9 protein-coding genes are annotated in these 22,380 nt (G+C 74.3%); 3 read left to right on the forward strand and 6 right to left on the reverse strand.

Annotated elements, in window-relative coordinates:
- The first annotated feature begins 132 nt into the window (after positions 1-132).
- Both HNP84_RS35655 and HNP84_RS35660 read left to right on the forward strand, forming a co-directional pair.
- Positions 133-744, forward strand: coding sequence for a dTDP-4-dehydrorhamnose 3,5-epimerase family protein (locus HNP84_RS35655; RefSeq protein ID WP_185054417.1), 612 nt, complete (start codon positions 133-135; stop codon positions 742-744).
- A complete protein-coding gene (locus HNP84_RS35660; RefSeq protein WP_185054418.1) occupies positions 741-2,165 on the forward strand; it encodes an NDP-hexose 2,3-dehydratase family protein in 1,425 nt (474 codons plus the stop codon). The genes HNP84_RS35655 and HNP84_RS35660 overlap by 4 nt, the downstream gene beginning before the upstream one ends.
- Positions 2,166-2,195: 30 nt before the next feature.
- On the opposite strand, the gene HNP84_RS35665 is transcribed toward HNP84_RS35660, so the two are convergent.
- The 6 genes from HNP84_RS35665 to HNP84_RS35690 form a co-directional block, all read right to left on the reverse strand.
- Positions 2,196-3,305 (reverse strand): DegT/DnrJ/EryC1/StrS family aminotransferase, encoded by a 1,110-nt coding sequence (locus HNP84_RS35665; RefSeq protein ID WP_185054419.1) that lies wholly within the window; start codon positions 3,303-3,305, stop codon positions 2,196-2,198.
- A gap of 108 nt (positions 3,306-3,413) precedes the next feature.
- Positions 3,414-4,178: a thioesterase II family protein gene (locus HNP84_RS35670; RefSeq protein WP_185054420.1), complete on the reverse strand. Its 765-nt coding sequence runs from the start codon at positions 4,176-4,178 to the stop codon at positions 3,414-3,416.
- The gene (gene rfbB / locus HNP84_RS35675) at positions 4,175-5,164 is read right to left on the reverse strand and encodes a dTDP-glucose 4,6-dehydratase (protein WP_185054421.1); all 990 of its coding nucleotides are present in this window, start codon (positions 5,162-5,164) and stop codon (positions 4,175-4,177) included. The genes HNP84_RS35670 and rfbB overlap by 4 nt, the downstream gene beginning before the upstream one ends.
- Before the next feature lie 126 nt (positions 5,165-5,290).
- Positions 5,291-6,136, reverse strand: coding sequence for an SDR family NAD(P)-dependent oxidoreductase (locus tag HNP84_RS35680; RefSeq protein WP_185054422.1), 846 nt, complete (start codon positions 6,134-6,136; stop codon positions 5,291-5,293).
- Positions 6,133-7,545, reverse strand: coding sequence for an FAD-dependent monooxygenase (locus HNP84_RS35685; protein WP_185054423.1), 1,413 nt, complete (start codon positions 7,543-7,545; stop codon positions 6,133-6,135). Before HNP84_RS35685 ends, HNP84_RS35680 begins: the two co-directional genes overlap by 4 nt.
- A 64-nt stretch (positions 7,546-7,609) precedes the next feature.
- Entirely contained in the window at positions 7,610-8,047 is a 438-nt protein-coding gene (locus HNP84_RS35690; RefSeq protein ID WP_185054424.1) for a nuclear transport factor 2 family protein, read from the reverse strand.
- Between the two features lie 180 nt (positions 8,048-8,227).
- Here HNP84_RS35690 and HNP84_RS53995 point away from each other — a divergent pair, with 180 nt between their 5' ends.
- The gene (locus HNP84_RS53995) at positions 8,228-22,378 is read left to right on the forward strand and encodes a type I polyketide synthase (protein ID WP_185054425.1); all 14,151 of its coding nucleotides are present in this window, start codon (positions 8,228-8,230) and stop codon (positions 22,376-22,378) included.
- The last annotated feature ends 2 nt before the right edge of the window (positions 22,379-22,380 follow it).

A 22,380-nucleotide genomic window follows, 5' to 3' on the forward strand; every position in this document is an offset into this window, starting at 1 on the left:
TAATTCGCGCAAAAAGGTTCCGCGGGCCCAGCATAATAGCGCCCGCCGAGCCGCCAACCCCTATTCTCGAATACCCCTAACCTGGCCCGGACGTGCCGGATTCGGCTGGTCCGGCGGCTATCCTTGCGAATTATGTGGGTAGACGAACTGGCCGTCGCGGGCGCTCTGAAGTTCACTCCGCAGCGGTTTCCCGACGAGCGCGGGGTGTTCGCCTCGCCGTTTCAGGCGCCGGTTTTCCAGGAACGCGCCGGAAAGCCGCTGTTCCCGATCGCGCAGAGCAGTCTCAGCGTCTCGCGGCGCGGCGTGGTCCGCGGCCTGCACTTCACGCTGAGCCCGCCCGGCATGGCCCGGTACGTTCACTGCCCCAGAGGGCGGGCGCTGGACATCGTCGTGGACGTGCGGCTGGGCTCGCCCACGTTCGGCGCGTACGACTCGGTGCTGCTCGACGACGCCTTCCGCGCCGTCTACCTGCCGGTCGGCGTGGCGCACGCCTTCGTGTCGCTGGAGGACGACACCGTGATGTCCTACCTGATCTCGCTGAGCTACTCGCCGGAGCACGAGCACTCCCTGTCGGTCTTCGATCCCGCCATCGGGGTGGACCTCCCCGGCGACATCGACCCCATCATGTCCGCCAGGGACCGCGACGCGATGACGCTGGAGCAGGCGCGCGAGCGCGGGCTGCTCCCCGACTACGCCACCTGCCAGAAGCTGGAACTGGCGCTGTCGGCGGGCGCGGCCCGATGACCACCGCACCGCCGTGGGCGGACGGCCTCGCCCGCCGGATCGCCGAGTCGGCGCTCGCCTGGGAGAGCGGGCCGGCCGAGGTGGACGCGTTCCGCGCCTGGTTCGCCGAACGCGCGCGGACCTCCGCGGCGCTCGTCCGGCGGGTGCCGCTGGACTCCCTCACGGGCTGGCAAAACGGGGCCGACGTCATCCGGCACGCCAGCGGCCGGTTCTTCACCATCGAGGGGCTGGACATCCACGTACGCGACCGGCCGGTCCCCCACTGGCGCCAGCCGATCATCAACCAGCCCGAGATCGGCATCCTCGGCATTCTGGTCAAGGAGTTCGACGGGGTCATGCACTGCCTGATGCAGGCCAAGGTCGAGCCCGGCAACAGCAACGGGCTGCAGCTCTCGCCCACGGTGCAGGCCACCCGCAGCAACTACACCCGGGTGCACGGCGGCCGGCAGGTGCCCTATCTCGACTACTTCCGCGACCTTTCGGGATCGCGGGTCATCGCCGACGTGCGCCAGTCGGAGCAGGGGTCGGCGTTCTACCAGAAGCGCAACCGCAACATGATCGTCGAGACCACCGACGACGTCGAGGTGCTCGACGGCTTCCGGTGGATGACGCTCGGCCAGATGCATCGCGTGCTCGCCCTCGACGACCTGGTCAACATGGACGCCCGCACGGTCATGTCGTGCCTGCCGTTCGCGACCAGCGACCCGGCCGGGCGCGAGGAGGGCGACGGCTTCCGCGCGGCGCTGCTGCGCTCCTGCGACGGCACCAGCCCCGCCCTGCACCGGCTCGGCGAGATCCTGAGCTGGGTGACCGACGCCAGGACCAGGATCGACGTCAGCACCTCCCTCATCCCGCTGCGCGAGGTGAGCGGCTGGCGGCGCACCGAGGAGCGGATCTCGCACGAGACCGGCCTGTTCTTCAGCGTGATCGGCGTCGATGTCGAGGCGACCGGCCGCGAGGTCGCGCACTGGACGCAGCCGATGATCGAGCCCCACGGCACCGGCCTGGTGGCGTTCCTGTGCCGGCGGATCGACGGCGTGCTGCACGTGCTGGTGCAGGCCCAGGTCGAGGCGGGGTACGTCGATGTGATCGAGCTGGCCCCGACCGTGCAGTGCACGCCCGACAACTACTCCTGCCTGCCGGCCGACGCCCGTCCGCCGTTCCTGGACGAGGTGCTGCTGGCCCGCCCGGAACAGATCCGGTTCACCGCCGTCCTGTCGGAGGAGGGCGGCCGGTTCTTCCACGCCCGCAACCGCTACACGATCATCGAGGTGGAGCCGGACGCCGACCTGGCCCACCCCAACTACCGCTGGGTCACCATGGCTCAGCTCGCCGACCTGCTGCGGCACAGCCACTACCTCAACGTGCAGGCCCGCAGCCTGGTCGCCTGCCTGCACAGCCTGACGAGCGCCCGGGACTGACCCCGTCCCGGGCGCCCGTCCCGCGCGGGCTCACAGGGCGGCCAGCACCTCGCGTACGGCGAGGATCACCTTCTCCTGGGTGTCCAGCGGCAGCGCCGGGTACATCGGCAGCGAGAAGATCTCCTCCGCCAGCCGCTCGGTCGTCGGCAGCGACCCCTTCTCGTAGCCGAGGTGCGCGAAGCCCGTCATCGTGTGCACCGGCCAGGGGTAGCTGATGTTCAGGAAGATGTCGTACGCCTTCAGCGCCTCGATGATGTCGTCACGGCGCGGGTGGCGCACCACGTACACGTAGTAGACGTGCTCGTTGCCGGGCGCGGTGGCCGGGAGCGTCAGCTCGGTGTCGCCGAGCCCCTCCTCGTACCGGCGGGCGACCGCGCGGCGGCCCTCCACGTACGCGTCCAGCCGGGTGAGCTTGCGCCGCAGGATCTCGGCCTGCACCTCGTCCAGGCGGCTGTTGTGGCCGGGGGTCGCCACGACGTAGTAGCGCTCCTCCATGCCGTAGTAGCGCAGCCGGCGCAGGTTGCGGGCCACCTCGTCGTCGGAGGTCACCACCGCGCCGCCGTCGCCGTACGCGCCCAGGACCTTGGTCGGGTAGAACGAGTACGCCGCCGCGTGGCCCATCGTGCCGGCCGGCTCGCCGTGGTGGCGGGCGGCGTGCGCCTGGGCGCAGTCCTCCAGGATCACCAGGTCGTGCTGCGCGGCCAGGGCCCGCAGCGGCGCCATGTCCACGCACTGGCCGTACAGGTGGACCGGCAGCAGGCAGCGCGTCCGCTCGGTGATCAGGTCCTTCACCTGGGCGACGTCCATCAGGTAGTGGTCGGGGTCCACGTCGGCGAACACGGGGACCGCCCCCACGGCGTCGATCGCGACCACGGTGGGCGCGGCCGTGTTGGAGACCGTGATCACCTCGTCGCCGGGGCCGACGCCGAGCGCCTGGAGCGCGAGCTTGATGGCGTTGGTGCCGTTGTCCACGCCGACGCAGTGGGCCGCGCCGTGGTAGGCGGCGAACTCCTCCTCGAACCCGCGGACGCTCTCGCCGAGGATCAGCCGGCCGGACTCGAACACCTTCTCCACGGCGGCCAGCAGGTCGGCCCGTTCCTTCTCGTACTCGGGCAGGTAGTCCCAGACTCGTGTGGTCATGCGGGCGGTGTCCCTCTCGGTCTCGTCCACGATCTGCCAGGCACAGCACACTGCGCGACGCCGGGCCGGACAACCCCTAACGGCCCCCTGACCGGCCCGGGGACGCGGCTACGCCATGGGATGGCCGGGTACGACGCGCTCGGCGATGACCCGCAGCACCTCGCGCGAGTGGTCGCTCAGGTAGAAGTGGCCGCCGGGGAAGACCCGGACGTCGAAGCCGCCCGTGGTGTGCCCGCGCCACGCCTCCGCCTCGGCCACGGTCACCTTCGGGTCGCGGTCGCCCAGGATCGCGGTGATCGGGCAGGCCAGCGGGGGCCCCGGCCGGTAGGCGTAGGTCTCCGAGGCGCGGTAGTCGGCCCGGATCGCCGGCAGCACCATGCGCAGGACGTCCTCGTCCTCCAGCAGCCGCGAGTCGGTGCCCCGCAGCCGCGCCACATCGCGCAACAGCTCCTCGTCGCCCAGCTCGTGCACCCGCTCCTCGCGCGTGGTCGAGGGCGCGCGCCGGCCCGAGGCGAAGAGCCACGCGAGCGGGGCCCCGTGGTCGCGCTCCAGCCGGAGGGCGACCTCGAAGGCCAGCGTCGCGCCCATGCTGTGCCCGAACAGCGCGAGCGGCAGGTCGAGCAGCGGCGCGAGCACCCGGGCGACCTGGTCGGCCAGCTCCGGGATGGTCTCCACGCACGGCTCCGAGCGCCGGTCCTGCCGCCCCGGGTACTGCACCGACAAGACGTCCACGGCCGGCGCGAGCGCCTGGGAGACCGGCCGGAAGAACGGCGCCGAACCGCCCGCGTGCGGCAGGCACACCAGCCGGACGGACGCCCCCGGCGCGGGGGTGTAGCGGCGGACCCACAGATCCGAGTCGAGCCGAACGGTCATAGACGCACTTCCTGTCGCTGCTTGAGCGGCTCCCACCACTCCCGGTTCCGCCTGTACCAGTCCACGGTGTCGCGCAGGCCCTCGCGCAGCGGGATCGCGGCCCGGAACCCCAGCTCCCGCTCGATCTTGCCCGTGGACAGCGAGTAGCGCCGGTCGTGCCCGAGGCGGTCGCCGACGTACTCGATGCGGGACGCGTCGGCGCCCATGATGGCCAGCAGCTCCATCGTGAGCTCCAGATTCGTCAGCTCGTTGCCGCCCCCGATGTTGTACGTGCCGCCGGGGCGGCCGGCCGCCGCCACCAGGGCCAGGGCGCGGCAGTGGTCGTCCACGTGGATCCAGTCGCGCACGTTGCGGCCGTCGCCGTACAGCGGGACCGTGCGGCCCTCCAGCAGGTTCGTGATGAACAGCGGGATCAGCTTCTCCGGGAACTGGTACGGGCCGTACGTGTTGGAGCCCCGGGTGACGCAGACGGGCAGGCCGTGCGTACGGTGGTAGGCCCGCGCCAGCAACTCCGCCCCCGCCTTGGACGCCGAGTACGGTGAGTTGGGCTCCAGCGACCGGTCCTCGTCCCAGGAGCCGGACGCGATCGAGCCGTACACCTCGTCGGTCGAGACGACCACCACCTTGGCGACCCGGGCCTCCATCGCCGCCTGGAGCACGGTGTGGGTGCCCACGACGTTGGTGCGCACGAAGTCGCGCGAGTCGGCGATCGACCGGTCCACGTGCGACTCGGCGGCGAAGTGCACGACGACGTCGCCGGCGCACAGCGACTCGGCCATGAAGCCGCCGTCGCACACGTCGCCCCGCGTGAACGTCAGCCGCGGATCGTCCAGCACCGGCGCCAGGTTGGCCCGCGTGCCGGCGTAGGTCAGCTTGTCCAGGACGCGGACCTCCAGGCCGGCGTCGTCGATGTAGTGCCCTCCCAGGAGCCTGCGCACGAAGTTCGAGCCGATGAAACCGGCGCCGCCGGTCACGACGATTCGCATGAGCCCGCCTCTCGAAGTCGGGTGGCGGTGACGTGCATGACATTGCGGCCGTACGACGACGTGGGTTCCGGCCGCTCGCAGCGTAGGCCGCCCTCGCCCCCTAGCGGCAACCCCTAATCGGCCCGGTCACTCGCCGGCCGGGACCGGCGGCGGCTCCCCGGCCAGCAGCAGCCTCGTCTGGGCCCGCAGCCCGTCGGCGTGCCGGGGGTGGGTGAGCACCAGGAAGCGCTCCGCGCGGACCGCCTCCACGACGGCGGCGGCCACCTCGGCCGGGTCGATGCCGTGCCGGACGCTGTCCTCGGCGAACGCGCGCATGGCGGCGCCGTCGTCGCTGTCGCCGGTCGCGGCGAGCTCCGGGGGCCGGTTCCGCTCGGAGCGGGCGATCCCGGTCCGCACCACCCCGGGGCACAGGGCGGTGACCTTCAGCCGCGACCCGGCCAGCCGCAGGTCCTGGGCCAGGCACTGGGTGGCGGCGAAGGCGGCGTACTTGCTGACCGCGTACGGCGCCGCGTACGGGCCGGCGAGCAGCCCCGCCACCGACACGGTGTTCACGATGTGCCCCTCGGTGCCCTGCTCGATCATCCGCGGCACGAACGCGCGGATGCCGTGCAACACCCCCCAGGTGTTGACGCCGAACGACCAGGCGAAGTCGGCCGGCTCGCGGGTCCAGATCCGGCCCCCGCACAGCACGCCGGCGTTGTTGCACAGCAGGTGCACCTCGCCGAACTCGGCGAACGCCCGGTCGGCCAGGTCCCGCACCGCCGCGGCGTCGCTGACGTCCGTCACCTGGGTCAGCACCTTGCCGGCCTCCGGCGCCGAGGCGGCCAGCCGGGCGGTGGCGGCCAGCTCCTTCTCCTCGATGTCGGACAGCATCAGCGCCATGCCCTCGGCGGCGAACCTGCGGGCCATGGCCCGGCCGATGCCGCCCGCGGCGCCGGTGATCACGGCGACCCTGCCCGCCAGCCGCTTCACGCGTGTCTCCTGGCCGTCGATGTCACTGTGTCCAGTTCCTTCCGGGTGATCGGCGGTTCGCCGAGCGGCGGGTGGGCGGGCGGGCGGCGCAGCGCGGCCACCACGCCGGGCGCCTGAAGGCCGGCGAGCGGGCCCGAGAGGGTGTTCACGTCGATCACGGCGGCGCTCACCTCGGGGTCGCGCAGCGCGGCGGAGCCGAGCAGGTCGCCGAACTCGGGGCCGCCCTCCGGCGGGCGCCGGGTCAGGCGGGGGTCGGCCGACCGGACGCGGCAGCCGGGATAGCGGACGTCCAGCGAGGTCGCCAGCAGCCAGGGATCGTCCGCGGCCGCCGCCACCGCCCGCTGCGCCTCCCGGGTGCCGGCGGGGCCGGGCGCCCGCGCGAGCGCGCGGTCCAGCGCCTCGGCGGCGTGGGCGGCGGCGCTCATCCCGTGGCCGTGCACCGGATTGAACGCCGCCAGCGCGTCGCCCAGCACCACGAGCCCTTCGGGCCAGGCCGCCATGTCGGCCCAGCGCAGCCTCCGGTTGGCCGTGCTGCGGGAGCCGTAGACCGGGGTGAGCGGCTCGGCGCCGGCGATGAGCGTGCCGATCAGCGGGTGGCGGACCCGCCGGGCGCACTCGGCGAAGTCCTCCTCGGCCATGGACGGCTCGCCGCCCCGCGTGCCGGACAGCGTCACGATCCAGCGGCCGTCCTCGATCGGCAGCAGCACCGCGTTCCGGCCTGGCACCGGCTCGCGGTGGTCGGCGTAGATCGCCACCAGCGGGAACCCCTCCCGCGCCCCGGGCGGCGCCCGGAACACCCGGGTCGCGTACGCGGTGCCGGGGTCGATCACCTCCTCCTCCGGCACGGCGGCGCCCAGCTCGGCCAGCCAGCGCGAGAGCTGCGACCCGCGCCCGGCGGCGTTGACCACCACGTCGGCGGGCAGCTCGCGCTCCGGCCCGCCGTCACGGGGCCGGACGCGGACGCCGGTGACCGCGCCCGGCCCGCCGCGCAGACCGGTCACGTCGGCCCCCTCCACCAGGGTGATCCGAGGGTCCGCGAGCACGGCCCGCCCGACGACCCAGTCCAGCAGCTCCCGGCTGCACGCGAAGATGTGCCTGGTCGAGGGGAAGCGCCGCTGCCAGCCGTACGCGGACATGGACACCACGCCGCCCGGCATGCCGACGCGGCGCGCGCCCGCGGCCTCCAGGCGGTCCGACGTGCCGGGCAGCAGCGCGTCCAGCGCCCGGACCCCGCCGCTCATCAGCAGGTGGGCGTGGCGCGCCTGGGGCACCCCGCGGCGGGGACGCGGCCCGGAGGGCAGCGCGTCGCGCTCGACGAGCGTCACCCTGCCGACCCGCCTGGCCAGCACGGAGGCCGCGAGCATGCCCGCGAGCCCCGCGCCGGCGACCACCGCTGTTCCCGTAGGCATAGGCGATCCTCCTCCACCGCACGTCTATCCCGGTGGCGCGCCGCGGTCCACCCCAGTCGGCCCCCTACATCTGGACGCTCACGTCCGACTTCCCCCAGAACACCCGCATGCCGCTGATCAGCCACTCGTGGTCCAGCCGCATGACGGCGAGCAGATCGAAGCGCAGCCGCCCGCGCTCGGGCTCCGAGGGGGGAGTGACCAGCCCCGCCGCCGCCAGGTCGTGGCCGACCGGCACGTAGTCCATGGTGGCGACGATCGGCACCGCGACGTGCAGGCCGTCCTGCGCCGGGATCGGGCGTCCGGGCAGCTCCTCGGCCCGGCCCGCCAGCACCCGGGCGAAGTGGGCGCCCAGGGCCGTGCGCCCGATGACCGGAGGTGTCCCCACGGGGTCCTCGAACCGCACGTCCACGGCGAACAGCCTGAGGAGAGAGGGGAGGTTCCCCGCGTTCACCCGGCGGCAGTATTCCAGTGCCACTTCCTTGCGCACGGTTTCGTCGATCATCGGCAATTCTCCCGTCGCGATGACGGCAGGCGTCCCCGGGGGCCTCAACGGCCAAGGGGGGAGGGCCGGACCCTTAGGGGTTACGCCTGCCCTGGGCGGCTCATATCGTGCGAGGCGATAGGTCGGTCGTGACGGCTGCGTCGCATTCTCGGGTGAAGAAGGCGTGTGATCTAAGCGACTATGAGTGGATATACCACGGATAACTCCTCTCAGTTAGGCCCACCCAGCCCGGAAGAGCCGCCCATCGCCGTCGTGGGGGTGAGCTGCCGCCTCCCCGGAGCCGCAACGCCCGCGGACCTGTGGCGGCTGCTGCGCGACGGCCGCGACGCGATCGGCCCCATGCCGCCCTCCCGCCGCACCCCCGACCAGCCGGACGACCCCGGCCCGGCCGGCTGGCTGGACTCCGCCGACCTGTTCGACCCCGACTTCTTCGGCATCTCACCGCGAGAGGCCGCCGCCATGGACCCCCAGCAGCGCCTGGTCCTGGAGCTGGCCTGGGAGGCGCTGGAGGACGCGGGCCTCGTCGCCGCCGCGCTCGCCGGCACCCGCACCGGCGTCGTCATCGGCGCGATCTCGGACGACTACGCCCGCCTCCAGCAGGAACGCGGCCCCGCCCACCTCACCCGGCACACCGTGACCGGCCTCAGCCGCGGCGTCATCGCCAACCGCGTCTCCTACACCCTGGGCCTGCGCGGGCCGAGCATCACCCTGGACACCGGCCAGTCCTCGTCCCTGGTGGCGGTCCACCTCGCCGCCGACGCGCTGCGCCGGGGCGAGAGCGACCTCGCATTGGCCGGAGGCGTCAACCTCAACCTCGGCTCCGCCGGCACGCTCATGCTGGACCGCTTCGGCGTCCTGTCCCCCGACCGCCGCTGCCACACCTTCGACGAGCGCGCCAACGGCTTCGTACGCGGTGAGGGCGGCGCCGTCGTCGTGCTCAAACGGCTCGCCGACGCCATGGCCGACGGCGACCCCGTCTACTGCCTGATCCACGGCGGCGCCGTCAACAACGACGGCGGCGGCGACGGCCTCACCGTCCCCGACCCCGCCGGGCAGCGCGACGTGCTGCGCCTCGCCTACCGGCGCGCCGGGATCGCCCCCGCCGCCGTCCAGTACGTCGAACTGCACGGCGCGGGCACCAGGGCCGGCGACCCCGTGGAGGCCGCCGCGCTCGGCGCCGTGCTCGGGGCGGAGCGGCCCCCCGGCTCGCCGCTCCGCGTCGGATCGGTCAAGACCAACCTCGGCCACCTGGAGGGCGCCGCCGGCGTCGCCGGGCTGCTGAAGGTCATCCTGTCCATCCGGAACCGGGAACTGCCCCCCAGCCTCAACTTCCGCACCCCGCCCCCCGACATCCCGCTCGGCGAGCTCAACCTGCGCGTGCAGACCGCGCTCACCCCGTGGCCCGACCCCGCGGCGCCGCTCGTCGCGGGCGTGAGCTCCATCGGCATGGGCGGCACCAACTGCCACCTCGTCCTGGCCGAGGCGCCGCCCGCCCCCGCCCCGGCCGAGGCCCCCGCCGCACGGCGCCTCTTCCCCCTCTCCGCGCGCACCGAGGACGCCCTGCGCGCCCAGGCCGCCGCCCTGTCCCGGGCGCTGGACGCCGAGACGGGCGGCGAGCGCGACGCCGACATCGCGTACTCGCTCGCCACCGGCCGCACCGCGTTCGGCCACCGCGCCGTCGTCACCGCCCGCGACCGGGACGGGCTGCGCCGCGCGCTGGACGCCCTGGCCGAGGGCAGGGGCGACACCGGCCTGGTGACGGGCCACGCCGCCGGACGGCCCCCGCTGGCGATGATGTTCACCGGCCAGGGCGCCCAGCGGCCGGGCATGGGCCGGGAGGCGTACGAACGCTTCCCGGTGTTCGCCGAGGCGCTGGACGACGTGCTCGGCCACCTCGACCCGCTCGTCCGCGAGGCCATGTGGAGCGAGCCCGGCACCGCCGAAGCCGCCCTGCTGGACGAGACCGCGTACACGCAGCCCGCGCTGTTCGCCCTGGAAGTCGCGCTGTTCCGGCTCATCAGCGCATGGGGCGTCGAACCCGGCCTGCTGATCGGGCACTCCGTCGGCGAGCTCGCCGCCGCGCACGCCGCCGGCGTCCTCACCCTCCCGGACGCCTGCGCCCTGGTGTCGGCACGCGGCCGGCTGATGCAGGACCTGCCCGGGACCGGCGCCATGGCCGCCGTCCAGGCCGGCGAGGACGAGATGCTGGCCGCCCTCGCCGGCCGCGAGGACCGCGTCGTCATCGGCGCGATCAACGGCCCGTCCTCCCTCGTCGTCTCCGGCGACGAGGACGCGGTGGCCGAGGTCGTCCAGGAGTGGCGGGCGCGCGGGCGCAAGACCCGCCGGCTGCGCATCAGCGTCGCCTCCCACTCGCCCCACGTGGACCCGATGCTCGGCGAGTTCCGGCGGCTCGCCGAGACGCTGACGTTCGCCCCGCCGCGCGTCCCCGTCGTCTCCAACCTCACCGGCGAGCTCGCCGGCGACGAGATCACCACACCCGGCTACTGGGTCAGGCACGTCCGCCACGCCGTGCGCTTCCACGACGGCGTCCGGCGGCTCGAAGCCGCCGGCATCGGCGCGTACGTCGAGGTGGGACCCGACGCCGTGCTCAGCACCGCCGCCCGCGAGAGCGTGACCCGGCGCGGCCCGCGCTTCCTGCCGCTGATGCGGCGCGGACGCGCCGAGGAGGCCACGATCCTGGCCGCCGTCGCCGAGCTGCACGCCGGCGGCACGCCTGTCCACTGGCCCGCCCTCTTCGACGGCGACGGCGCCCGCCGGGTCAGCCTGCCCACGTATCCGTTCCAGCGCCGCCGCTGCTGGCTGGACGGCACGCCGTCACCCGCCACCGGCGAACCCGTCCCCGAGACGGACGAGACCCCGCCGCCGCCCGAGCCGTCCCCGGAACCGCCGCCCGCGCCCGCCGCGACCCCGGCCGAGCGCTGGCCCGCCGTCCGGGAGGAGATCGGCCTGCGACTGGCCACGGTGCTCGGACACGAGTCGCCCGGCGCGGTCGAGACCCACCGCACCTTCCGCGACCTCGGCCTGGACTCCATGGGCGCGGTGGAACTCCGCGACCGGCTCGCCGCCGCGACCGGCCTCGCCCTGCCCGACACGATCCTGTTCGACCACCCGACCCCCGAGGCCCTGACGGCCCGCCTGCGCGAGCTGTTCCTCGGCGACGCCGCCCCCGGCACAGGCCCGCGGGCCGAGACCGGACCCGGCGCCGACCCGATCGCCATCGTCGGCATGGCCTGCCGCTTCCCCGGCGGCGTGGCCTCACCCGAGGACCTGTGGCGGCTCGTCGCCGACGGCACGGACGCGATCACCGGGTTCCCCCGGGACCGCGGCTGGGACCTCGCGGACCTGTACGACCCCGAGCTCGCCCGGCCGGGCACCGCGTCCGTCCGCACCGGAGGCTTCCTCGACGGGGCCGCCGGCTTCGACGCCGGCTTCTTCGGCATCTCCCCGCGCGAGGCGCTGGCGATGGACCCGCAGCAGCGGCTGCTCCTGGAGACCTCCTTCGACTGCCTCCAGCACGCGGGCGTGGACCCGGCGGGGCTGCGCGGCGGCCGCGTGGGCGTCTTCGTCGGCGCGACCTCCCAGGAGTACGGCCCCCGCATGCACGAGGGCCACGACGCCGCCACCGGATACGTCCTCACCGGCACGACCCCCAGCGTCGCCTCCGGCCGCATCGCCTACACCTTCGGCTTCGAGGGCCCGGCCGTGACCGTGGACACCGCCTGCTCGGCGTCGCTGGTCGCGCTCCACCTCGCCTGCCAGTCGCTGCGCGCCGGCGAGTGCTCGCTCGCCCTCGCGGGCGGCGTCACCGTCATGTCCACCCCCGGCATGTTCATCGAGATGAGCCGCCAGCGCGGCCTGGCCCCCGACGGCCGCTGCAAGCCCTTCGCCGCCGCGGCCGACGGCACCGGCTGGGCCGAGGGCGTCGGCGTGCTGCTGGTGGAACGCCTGTCGGACGCGCGCCGCAACGGCCATCGCGTGCTGGCCGTGGTCCGCGGCTCGGCGATCAACCAGGACGGCGCCTCCAACGGCCTGACCGCGCCGAACGGCCTGGCCCAGCAGCGCGTGGTACGGCAGGCACTCGCCAACGCCGGGCTGTCGGCGTCGGACGTGGACGCGGTGGAGGCGCACGGCACCGGGACGAGGCTCGGCGACCCGATCGAGGCGCAGGCGTTGCTCACCACCTACGGGCAGGGCCGGGAACGGCCGCTGTGGCTGGGGTCGGTGAAGTCCAACATCGGTCACGCCCAGGCCGCCGCCGGGGTGGCGGGTGTGATCAAGATGGTCATGGCGATGCGGCACGGGGTCCTGCCGAAGACGTTGCACGTGGACGAGCCGAGCCCGCATGTGGACTGGTCGGCGGGCGCTGTGGAGCTGCTGACCGAGGCCCGGGCGTGGGAGTCGGCGGGTCCGCGCCGGGCGGGGGTGTCGTCGTTCGGGATCAGCGGGACGAACGCGCATGTGATCGTGGAGGAGGCGCCAGAGGTCGGGCCGGTGCCGGTGGCCGAGCCGGTGCTGCGCGGTGATGTGGTGCCGTTGGTGCTCTCGGGGCGGGACGACGCCGGGCTGCGTGCCGTGGCCGGGCAGATCGGGGACGTGCTGGCCGCGCAGTCGCTATCGGACGTGGCATGGTCGTTGTTGTCGCGGCCGGTGCTGGATCGGCGGGCCGTGGTGCTGGCGGCCGGTCGTGACGCGGCGCTCGCCGGTCTGGCCGGTGTGGAGCCGGTGGCTCCTGGGGCCGGGAAAGCGGTGTTCGTGTTCCCCGGGCAGGGCTGGCAGTGGGCGGGGATGACCTCCGGGCTGCTGGACTCCTCCCCGGTGTTCGCCGAGGCGATGGCCGAGTGTGAGCGGGCGTTGGGCGTGCCCGTGACCGAGATCCTGCGCTCGGGGACCGAGCTGGAGCGGGTGGATGTGGTCCAGCCGGTCCTGTTCGCGGTCATGGTCTCCCTCGCCCGGTTGTGGCGGGCGTGCGGCGTGGAGCCGAAGGCCGTGGTGGGGCACTCGCAAGGAGAGGTGGCCGCCGCGTGCGTGGCCGGGGCGTTGTCGCTGGAGGACGCCGCCCGGGTGGTGGTGGCGCGCAGCCGGGCCGTGGCCGAGGTCCTGTCCGGCCGGGGCGGTATGGCGGTGGCGCGGATGCCCTTGGCCGAGGCGGAGAAGCTGATCGCGGGCCGTGAGGTGGAGATCGCAGCGGTCAACGGCCCGGCACAGATCGTGCTCTCCGGCGCGGTGGATGGCCTCGTGACAGATGAGCGGGTGCGCCGGATCGGCGTGGACTACGCCTCACACTGCGCCCAGGTGGAGGCGATCCGGGACCGGCTCCTGGCCGAGCTGGCGGACATCACCCCACGTCAGGCCGGGCTGCCGATGTGGTCCACGGTGACCGGCGGCTGGGTAGGCGGCGGTGAGCTGGACGCGGCGTACTGGTATGCCAACCTGCGCCGCCCCGTGCGGTTCGGCGAGGCGATCGAGGCCCTGACCGGGGATGGCTTCGACGCGTTCGTGGAGGTGAGCGCGCATCCGGTCCTGGCACAGGCGATCGAGCACCCGCATGTGATCCCGACCCTGCGCCGTGACTCGGACCGGTTCATCGAGGCGCTGGCCCGCGCCCATGGCGCCGGGATCGAGGTGGACTGGCGCACCGTCGTCCCGCCCGCCCGCCAGGTCGAGCTGCCGCCGTACCCGTTCCAGCGGGAGCGCTACTGGCTGCGCGGCTCGCCGGCCGCGGACGCGGCCGGGCTGGGCGTGGACCGGGCGGATCACCCGTTGCTCGGGGCGCGGGTGGCGCTGGCCGGCGGCGACCAGGTCGTGTTCACCGGCCGGATCACCCTGACCGCGCATCCCTGGCTGGGGGACCACGCGGTGGGCGGTGCGGTGGTGCTGCCGGGCGCGGCCCTGGCGGAGATGGTCGCACGGGCGGGGGAGGAGGCCGGGTGCGGCCAGGTGGCCGAGCTGACCCTGCACACCCCGCTCGCGATCCCCGCCGATGGCGGCGTGCAGGTGCAGGTGCTGCTCCGGGAACCCGGTCAGGACGGGGCGCGGGAGGTGCTGGTGCACGCCCGCGGCGAGGAGGAGGCCGAGTGGGTGCGCCACGCGGTGGGCGTGGTCGAACCCGCCCGCGGTGAGCCCGATTTCGAGCTGGGCGTGTGGCCGCCCCCGGATGCCGAGCCGATCGATGTCACGGACTTCTACGATCGCGCGGCCGGAACCGGCTACCAGTATGGCCCGGCCTTCCAGGGGATACGGGCGGCCTGGCGGCGCGGCGGCGAGATCCACGCCGAGATCGCCGTCGCCGAGGACGCCACCGGCTTCCTGATGCATCCGGCGTTGCTGGACGCCGCGGTGCAGGCGGTGCTGCTCGGCGGGCTCGACGGGTTACGGCTGCCGTTCGCCTGGACCGGCCTGAGCATCTTCGCCTCCGGCGCGACGGCCGCACGCGTACGGGTCACGCCGACCGGTGCGAACACGGCCGAGATGGCAGTCGCGGACGCGGCGGGCCGACCGCTGGCGGTGCTGAAGTCGCTCGAAATGCGCGAGACGGCGATGCGGGCGGCCGTGGCACAGCACCTGTACGGCGTGGACTGGACCCGGGTCGAGCCGGCCCGCGCAAGTGGACGCTGGGCGCTCCTCGGCGACGGTTATCGCGACGGTGACGGCAGCCTGGCGGGCGTGAGCGTGGAGACGCGCTGTGCGGAGCTCGGCGAACTCACCTGGACGCCCGACGTCGTGCTCGTGCCCGTCCTGCCCGGACCCGGCTCCGCCGGTCTCGCCGAGGACGCGCGGGCCGCCGTGCACCGGGTCAACGACCTGGTTCGCGCGTGGCTGGCCGATGAGCGGTTCGAGTCCTCCAGGCTCGTCCTGGTGACCCGGGGCGCGGTGGCGGCCGGTCCGGACGCCGGCGTGGCGGACCTCGTCCATGCCCCGATCTGGGGGTTCATCCGGTCGGCGCAGTCCGAGCGGCCCGGCCGGTTCACACTGCTGGACATCGACGGGCATCCCGCGGACGTGGCCGGCGCGGTGGCGACCGGCGAACCGCAGATCGCCGTACGCTCCGGCGACCTGCTCGTCCCCCGGCTGGCCCGGATCGAGCCGGGGACGGGTGAGGCGCCGCGACCCGATGGCGCCGTCCTGGTGACCGGCGGCACCGGAACCCTGGGCGGGCTGCTCGCCCGGCATCTCGTCACCGCGCACGGAGTCCGGCACCTCGTCCTCACCGGACGCCGGGGCATGGACGCGCCGGGGGCCGAACGGCTCCTTGCCGACCTGACCGAACTCGGCGCCGGCGTCACGATCGCCGCCTGCGACGTGGCCGACCGGGACGAGCTCGCCGCGCTGCTCGACCGGATACGCGCCGAGCGCCCGCTGTCCGGGGTCGTGCACGCCGCCGGAGTGGTGGACGACGGGCTCGCGGGATCGCAGAGCCGGGAACGGCTCGACCGGGTGCTCCGGCCGAAGCTCGACGCCGCCGTCCACCTGCATGAGCTGACCATGGGCGACGACCTGGCGTTCTTCCACCTGTTCTCATCGGCGTCCGGCGTTCTCGGCAACGCGGGACAGGCCGGGTACGCCGCCGCCAACGCCTTCCTCGACGCGCTCGCGCACCACCGCCGTGCCCGCGGCCTCCCGGCCATCTCGCTGGCGTGGGGGCTGTGGGAGCCGCGCTCCGCGATGTCCGGGCACCTTGACGACGCGGGCCGGGCCCGGATGCGGCGTACCGGGCTCGGGGCCGTCTCCGCCGAGGAAGGGCTCGCGCTCTACGACGCCGCCGTCCTCGGCCAGGGCCGGGCGCTGGCCGTACCGACCCGGGTGGACTTCGCGGTGCTACGCCGTCAGGCCCGCGCGGGCGAGACGCCGGCGCTGCTGCGCGGGCTGGTGGACACCTCCGCCGCGCCGAGAACCGGCTCCGGCATCGGCACCGCGTCCGGCCTCCTGGCCCGGCTCGCCGAGCTGCCCGACCCCGAGCGGCGCCAGGCCCTCCTCGATCTCGTACGCACGCACACCGCGGTCGTCCTCGGCCGCGCCGACGGCCGCGAGATCGAGTCCGGGCGGGCGTTCAAGGATCTCGGCCTCGACTCGCTCACCGCCGTCGAACTGCGCAACCGCCTCAACACCGCCACCGGCCGGAGGCTGCCCGCCACACTGGTCTTCGACCACCCGACGCCGGTGGCGCTCGCCGATGCCCTGTACGAGACGCTCGTCCGGCCCGCCGACGGCGACACGCCCGCGGTCGTACCGGCCGGCGGCGACGACGCCATCGCGATCGTCGGCATGGCCTGCCGCTACCCGGGCGGAGTGGCCTCGCCGGAGGACCTGTGGCGGCTGGTCGCCGACGGCGGGGACGCCGTCGGCGCCTTCCCCACCGACCGTGGCTGGGACCTCGCGGCGCTGTTCCACCCCGACCCCGGCCGGCCGGGCACGAGCCACACCCGCGAAGGCGGGTTCCTGTACGACGCGGCCGAGTTCGACGCGGACTTCTTCGGCATCTCGCCGCGTGAGGCGCTGGCGATGGACCCGCAGCAGCGGCTGCTGCTGGAGACCTCCTGGGAGGTGTTCGAGCGGGCGGGCATCGACATCCGCGGCGCGAAGGGCACCCCGGCCGGGGTCTTCATGGGCGTGATGTACCACGACTACACCCCCGCCGTGGGCCAGGTGCCCGAGGACGTCGAAGGCCACGTGGTGACCGGCGGCGCGGCGAGCGTGGTCTCGGGGCGGGTGGCGTACACGTTCGGGTTCGAGGGGCCGGCGGTGACGGTGGACACGGCGTGCTCGTCGTCGCTGGTCGCACTGCACCTGGCGAGCCAGTCGCTACGGGCGGGCGAATGCCATTTGGCGCTGGCCGGCGGGGTGACGGTGATGGCCGGCCCGGCCACCTTCGTCTCCTTCTCCCGTCAGCAGGGCCTCGCCCCGGACGGCCGCTGCAAGTCGTTCGCGGCGGCGGCGGACGGCACCGGCTGGGCCGAGGGCGCGGGCGTCCTCCTGCTGGAACGCCTCTCCGACGCCCGGCGGAACGGCCACCGGGTGCTGGCGGTCATCCGCGGTTCCGCGATCAATCAGGACGGCGCGTCGAACGGCCTGACCGCGCCGAACGGCCCGTCGCAGCAGCGGGTCATCAGGCAGGCGCTCGCCAACGCCGGCCTGTCCGGGTCGGATGTGGACGCGGTGGAGGCCCATGGGACGGGGACGACCCTGGGTGACCCGATCGAGGCGCAGGCGTTGCTCGCCACCTACGGGCAGGGCCGGGAGCGGCCGTTGTGGCTGGGGTCGGTGAAGTCGAACATCGGTCATGCCCAGGCTGCGGCCGGGGTGGCCGGTGTGATCAAGATGGTCATGGCGATGCGGCACGGGGTCCTGCCGAGGACGTTGCACGTGGACGAGCCCACGCCGCATGTGGACTGGTCGGCGGGGTCGGTGGAGTTGCTGACCGAGGCGCGGGCGTGGGAGTCGGCGGGTCCGCGCCGGGCGGGGGTGTCGTCGTTCGGGATCAGCGGGACGAACGCGCATGTGATCGTGGAGGAGGCGCCGGAGGCCGAGCCGGTGCCGGTGGCCGATCCGGTGCTGCGCGGTGATGTGGTCCCGTTGGTGCTCTCGGGCCGGGACGACGCCGGGCTGCGGGCGGTCGCCGAGCGAGTGGCGGGGGTGCTGGCGCGGGAGCCGGTGGCGGGTGTGGCGTGGTCGTTGTTGTCGCGGCCGGTGCTGGATCGTCGTGCGGTGGTGCTGGCCGCCGATCGTGAAGCGGCGCTCGCCGGTCTGGCCGGTGTGGAGCCGGTGGCGGCCGGTTCGGGCAAGGCCGTGTTCGTGTTCCCGGGGCAGGGCTGGCAGTGGGCCGGGATGACGGCCGGGCTGCTGGATGCCTCCCCGGTGTTCGCGGCGGCGATGGCGGAGTGCGAGCAGGCCCTGGACCTGCCTGTGACCGAGATTCTGCGGTCGGGTGCGGAGCTGGAGCGGGTGGATGTGGTCCAGCCGGTCCTGTTCGCGGTCATGGTCTCTCTCGCCCGGCTGTGGCGGGCGTGCGGGGTCGAGCCGCGAGCGGTGGTGGGCCACTCGCAGGGAGAGGTGGCCGCGGCCTGCGTCGCCGGGGCGCTGTCCCTGGAGGACGCCGCCCGCGTCGTGGTCGCCCGGAGCCGTGCCGTGGCCGAGGTGCTGTCCGGTAAGGGTGGCATGGCGGTGGCGCGGATGCCACTCGCGGAGGCCGAGAAGCTGATCGCGGGTCGCGCGGTGGAGATCGCCGCGGTCAACGGTCCGGCGCAGATCGTGCTCTCCGGTGCGGTGGATGACCTGCTGACCGATGAGCGGGTGCGCCGGATCGGGGTGGACTACGCCTCGCACTGCGCGCAGGTCGAGGCGATTCAGGATCGGTTGCTGGCCGAGCTGGCGGACATCACCCCGCGTCAGGCCGGGCTGCCGATGTGGTCCACCGTGACCGGCGGCTGGATGCGGGGCGATGAGCTGGACGCGGAGTACTGGTATGCGAACCTGCGCCGGCCCGTGCGGTTCGGCGAGGCGATCGGCGCCCTGACCGGGGATGGGTTCGACGCGTTCGTGGAGGTGAGCGCCCATCCGGTCCTGACCCAGGCGATCGAGCACCCGCATGTGATCCCGACCCTGCGCCGTGACTCGCACCGGTTCGTCGAGGCACTCGCCCGCGCCCACACGGCCGGGATCGAGGTGGACTGGCGCACCGTCGTGGCCCCCGCCCGTCAGGTCGAGCTGCCGACCTACCCCTTCCAGCGGGAGCGGTACTGGCTGCGCGGCTCACCGGCCATGGACGCGGCCGGGCTGGGAGTCGATGGGGCGGATCACCCCCTGCTGGGGGCGAAGGTCACGCCGGCCGGTGGGGAGCAGGTCGTGTTCACCGGCCGGATCACGCTGACCACGCATCCGTGGCTGGCCGATCACGCCGTGGGCGGTGTGGTGGTGCTGCCGGGGGCGGCGCTGGCGGAGATGGTCCTACGCGCGGGGGAGGAGGCAGGCTGCACCCGTATCGCCGAGCTGACCCTGCACACGCCCCTCACGATCCCGGCCGACGGCGGCGTCCAGGTGCAGGTGCTGCTCCGCGAGCCGGACGCCGACGGCGCGCGTGAGGTGGAGGTCCATGGCCGCACCGAGGAGGCGGCCGAGTGGGTCTGCCACGCGGTGGGCCTGGTCGAACCCGTCCGTGACGAGCCGGAGTTCGACGTGAGCGTATGGCCGCCGCAGGGGGCCGAGCCGGTGGATGTCACCGGCTTCTACGACCGGGTGGCCGAGGCGGGCTACCACTACGGCCCGGCCTTCCAGGGATTGACCGCGGCCTGGCGGCGCGGCGAGGAGGTCTTCGCCGAGATCGCCGTCTCCGAGGACGTCTCGGGCTTCCTGGTGCACCCGACGCTGCTCGACGCCGCCATGCAGGCGGTGCTGCTCGGCGGGCTCGACGAGCTGCGGCTGCCGTACGCGTGGGCGGGCTTCAGCGTCGCCGCCATCGGCGCGACCGCGGCGCGGGTGCGGATCACGCCGTCCGGGGGTGCGGTGTCGGTGGCCGTCGCCGATGCCTCGGGCAGGCCGCTGGCGGCGCTGGAGTCGCTGACCCTCCGTCCGGTACGGCCCCAGGACCTGGCGGCGACCGGGGTGAACTGGCGGGACTCCCTGTTCCGCCTGGACTGGACGCCGGCGGACGCGGCGGGCGGGCTCGGCGGGCGCTGGATGGTCGTGGGAGAGCCCGTGGACGGGCTCGACGCGCAGCGGGTCCCCGATCTCGCCGACGTGGTGAACGTGCCGGACGTGCCGGACGTCCTGGTCATGCGGGCGCCCGCCCGCGCCGGCGTACGGGCGGTCCTCGGCGTCGTGCTGGAGCGGGTACGGCGGTGGCTGGCCGAGCCGCGCCTCGCCGCGACGCGGTTGGTGGTCGTGACGCGGAACGCCGTGGCGTGCCCGGATGCCGATCCTGTGGGGGCCGCGGTGTGGGGGTTCATGCGGTCGGTGGCGGCGGAGGCCCCGGGCCGTGTCGTGCTGGTCGATGCCGATGACGGCCCGGTGCCGTGGGACCGCCTGGGCGACGAGCCCGAGGTGGCCGTACGCGGGGGTGAGGTGCTGTGCCCCCGGCTGGCCGGGATGGCCGACGCGCTGGTGCCCCCGGACGGTGACGAGTGGCGGATCGACACCCGCGGCGGCGGGAGCCTGGACGGCGTCGGCATCGTGGACAGCCCCCGCGCGCCGCTGGAGCCGCGACAGGTGCGGCTGGCCGTCCGGGCGGCCGGGGTCAACTTCCGGGACGTGATCCTCGGCCTCGACGTGCTGCCGGACCAGCGCGGGATGGGCAGCGAGGCGGCGGGAGTCGTCATCGAGACCGGGCCCGGCGTCTCGCGCTGGAAGGTGGGGGACCGCGTCATGGGCTTCGTGAGCGAGGCGTTCGGGCCGGTGGGCGTGGCGGACGAGCGCGTCCTGGCGGCGGTGCCGGACGGGTGGTCCTTCGAGCAGGCGGCCGCGGTGCCGGTGGCGTTCGTGACCGCGATGTACGGCCTGGTGGAGCTGGGGGGCTTGCGGGCGGGCGAACGGGTGCTGGTGCATGCCGCCGCCGGCGGCGTGGGCATGGCGGCGGTGCAGATCGCACGCTGGGTGGGGGCGCGGGTCGTGGGGACGGCCAGCGAGGCCAAGTGGCCGGTGCTGCGCTCGATGGGATTCGCGGAGGAGGAGATCGCCTCGTCCCGGTCGGCGGCCTTCGAGGCGCTGGGGCCGGTGGACGTGGTGCTGAACTGCTTGAGCGGGGAGCTGGTGGACGTCTCGGCGCGCATGGTGCGGCCGGGCGGCCGGTTCCTGGAGATGGGCAAGACCGACATCCGGGACGCGGCGGCGTTCCCCGGGATCCGGTATCGGGCGTTCACCCCGACCGAGGCGGGGCCGGATGTGCTGGGCCGGCTGCTCGAACGGGTGATGGGGCTGTTCGCGGCGGGGACGTTCTCGCTGCCGCCCCTGACGGTGCGTGATCTGCCCCAGGTGCGGGAGACGCTGCGCTGGATGAGCCAGGCCGGGCACGTGGGCAAGGTCGTGCTGCGCATGCCACGCCCGCTGGACCCGGGCAAGACCGTGCTGATCACCGGCGGGACGGGCACGCTGGGCACGCTGCTCGCCCGCCACCTGGTGACGCGGTACGGCGTGCGGAAGCTGCTGCTGGTCTCCCGATCGGGCCGCGTGCCCGAGGGCCTGAACGACCTGGACGCCGACATTCGCGTGGCCGCGTGCGACGTGGCCGATCGGGCCGCGCTGGCGGAGGCGCTGGAGGGCGTGGAGCTGACCGGCGTGATCCACGCGGCCGGCGTGGTGGACGACGGGCTGGTCACCTCGCTGGACGCCGCGGCCGTGGATCGGGTGCTGCGGCCGAAGGCGGACGGCCTGGCGAACGTCGCGGAACTGGCCGGCGACGTGGCGTGGTTCGTCGCGTTCTCCTCGGTCGCCGGTGTGGTGGGGAGCGCGGGGCAGGCGGGCTATGCGGCGGCGAACGCGTTCGTGGACGCGTACGTGGCGCGCCGCCGGGCCGCGGGCCTGCCGGGGGTGTCACTGGCCTGGGGATTCTGGCGGTCGGTGAGCTCGATGACGGGACACCTGAACACGACCGACGTCTCCAGGCTGGCCCGGCGCGGCATACGTCCCATGTCCGACGAACACGGGCTCGCGCTCTTCGACGCCGCGATCCGCGCCGGCCTCCCCGTCCAGATCCCCGCCCGGCTCGACCCCGCCGCGATCCAGGGCGACCCGCCGCCCGTCCTTCGCGGCCTCGTCGCGCCCGCGCGCCGGCGTGCCCGGCACGCGGCCGGCGACGAGGCCGGCCACGACCTCGTACGCAGGCTCGCCGCGCTCCCCGAGACCGAGCACGAGAGCGCGCTCACCGACCTGGTGAAGTCGCACATCGCCACCGTGCTCGGACACCGGACGCCGGGCCGCGTCGACGCGGGCCGCGGCTTCCTCGATCTCGGGTTCGACTCGCTCACCGCCGTGGAACTGCGCAACCGGCTCAACGCCGCCACCGGGCTCCGGCTGCCCTCCACGGTGCTGTTCGACCACCCCACGCCGGCCGCCCTCGCCCGCCACCTGCGCTCCGTGATCGCCGTACCCGCCTCGAACGGGACGACGCCGCTGTTCGCCGAGCTGGAGCGGCTGGAGCAGGCCGTGCTCGGCGCGGGACTCGACGGCGACGTACGGGCCAGGTTCGGCAGACGTCTGCAGGCCCTGCTGTGGAAGCTCGGCGACCCGGCGACGGGCGGCCCCGCCGCCGGACCGGAAGCGCTGATGTCGGCCTCCGACGAAGAGATGTACGCGCTGATCGACGAAGAACTCGGCCTCAACTGACC

Origin of the sequence: Thermocatellispora tengchongensis, assembly GCF_014202315.1 — a bacterium.
In the GTDB taxonomy this organism is placed as follows: domain Bacteria; phylum Actinomycetota; class Actinomycetes; order Streptosporangiales; family Streptosporangiaceae; genus Thermocatellispora; species Thermocatellispora tengchongensis.

Bases quoted from the DNA above. Each gene is read 5' to 3' on its own strand.
- HNP84_RS35655 (WP_185054417.1), top strand. From the start codon at position 133: ATGTGGGTAGACGAACTGGCCGTCGCGGGCGCTCTGAAGTTCACTCCG.
- rfbB (WP_185054421.1), bottom strand. From the start codon at position 5,164: ATGCGAATCGTCGTGACCGGCGGCGCCGGTTTCATCGGCTCGAACTTC.
- HNP84_RS35690 (WP_185054424.1), bottom strand. From the start codon at position 8,047: ATGATCGACGAAACCGTGCGCAAGGAAGTGGCACTGGAATACTGCCGC.
- HNP84_RS53995 (WP_185054425.1), top strand. From the start codon at position 8,228: ATGAGTGGATATACCACGGATAACTCCTCTCAGTTAGGCCCACCCAGC.
- HNP84_RS35685 (WP_185054423.1), bottom strand. From the start codon at position 7,545: ATGCCTACGGGAACAGCGGTGGTCGCCGGCGCGGGGCTCGCGGGCATG.
- HNP84_RS35670 (WP_185054420.1), bottom strand. From the start codon at position 4,178: ATGACCGTTCGGCTCGACTCGGATCTGTGGGTCCGCCGCTACACCCCC.
- HNP84_RS35660 (WP_185054418.1), top strand. From the start codon at position 741: ATGACCACCGCACCGCCGTGGGCGGACGGCCTCGCCCGCCGGATCGCC.
- HNP84_RS35665 (WP_185054419.1), bottom strand. From the start codon at position 3,305: ATGACCACACGAGTCTGGGACTACCTGCCCGAGTACGAGAAGGAACGG.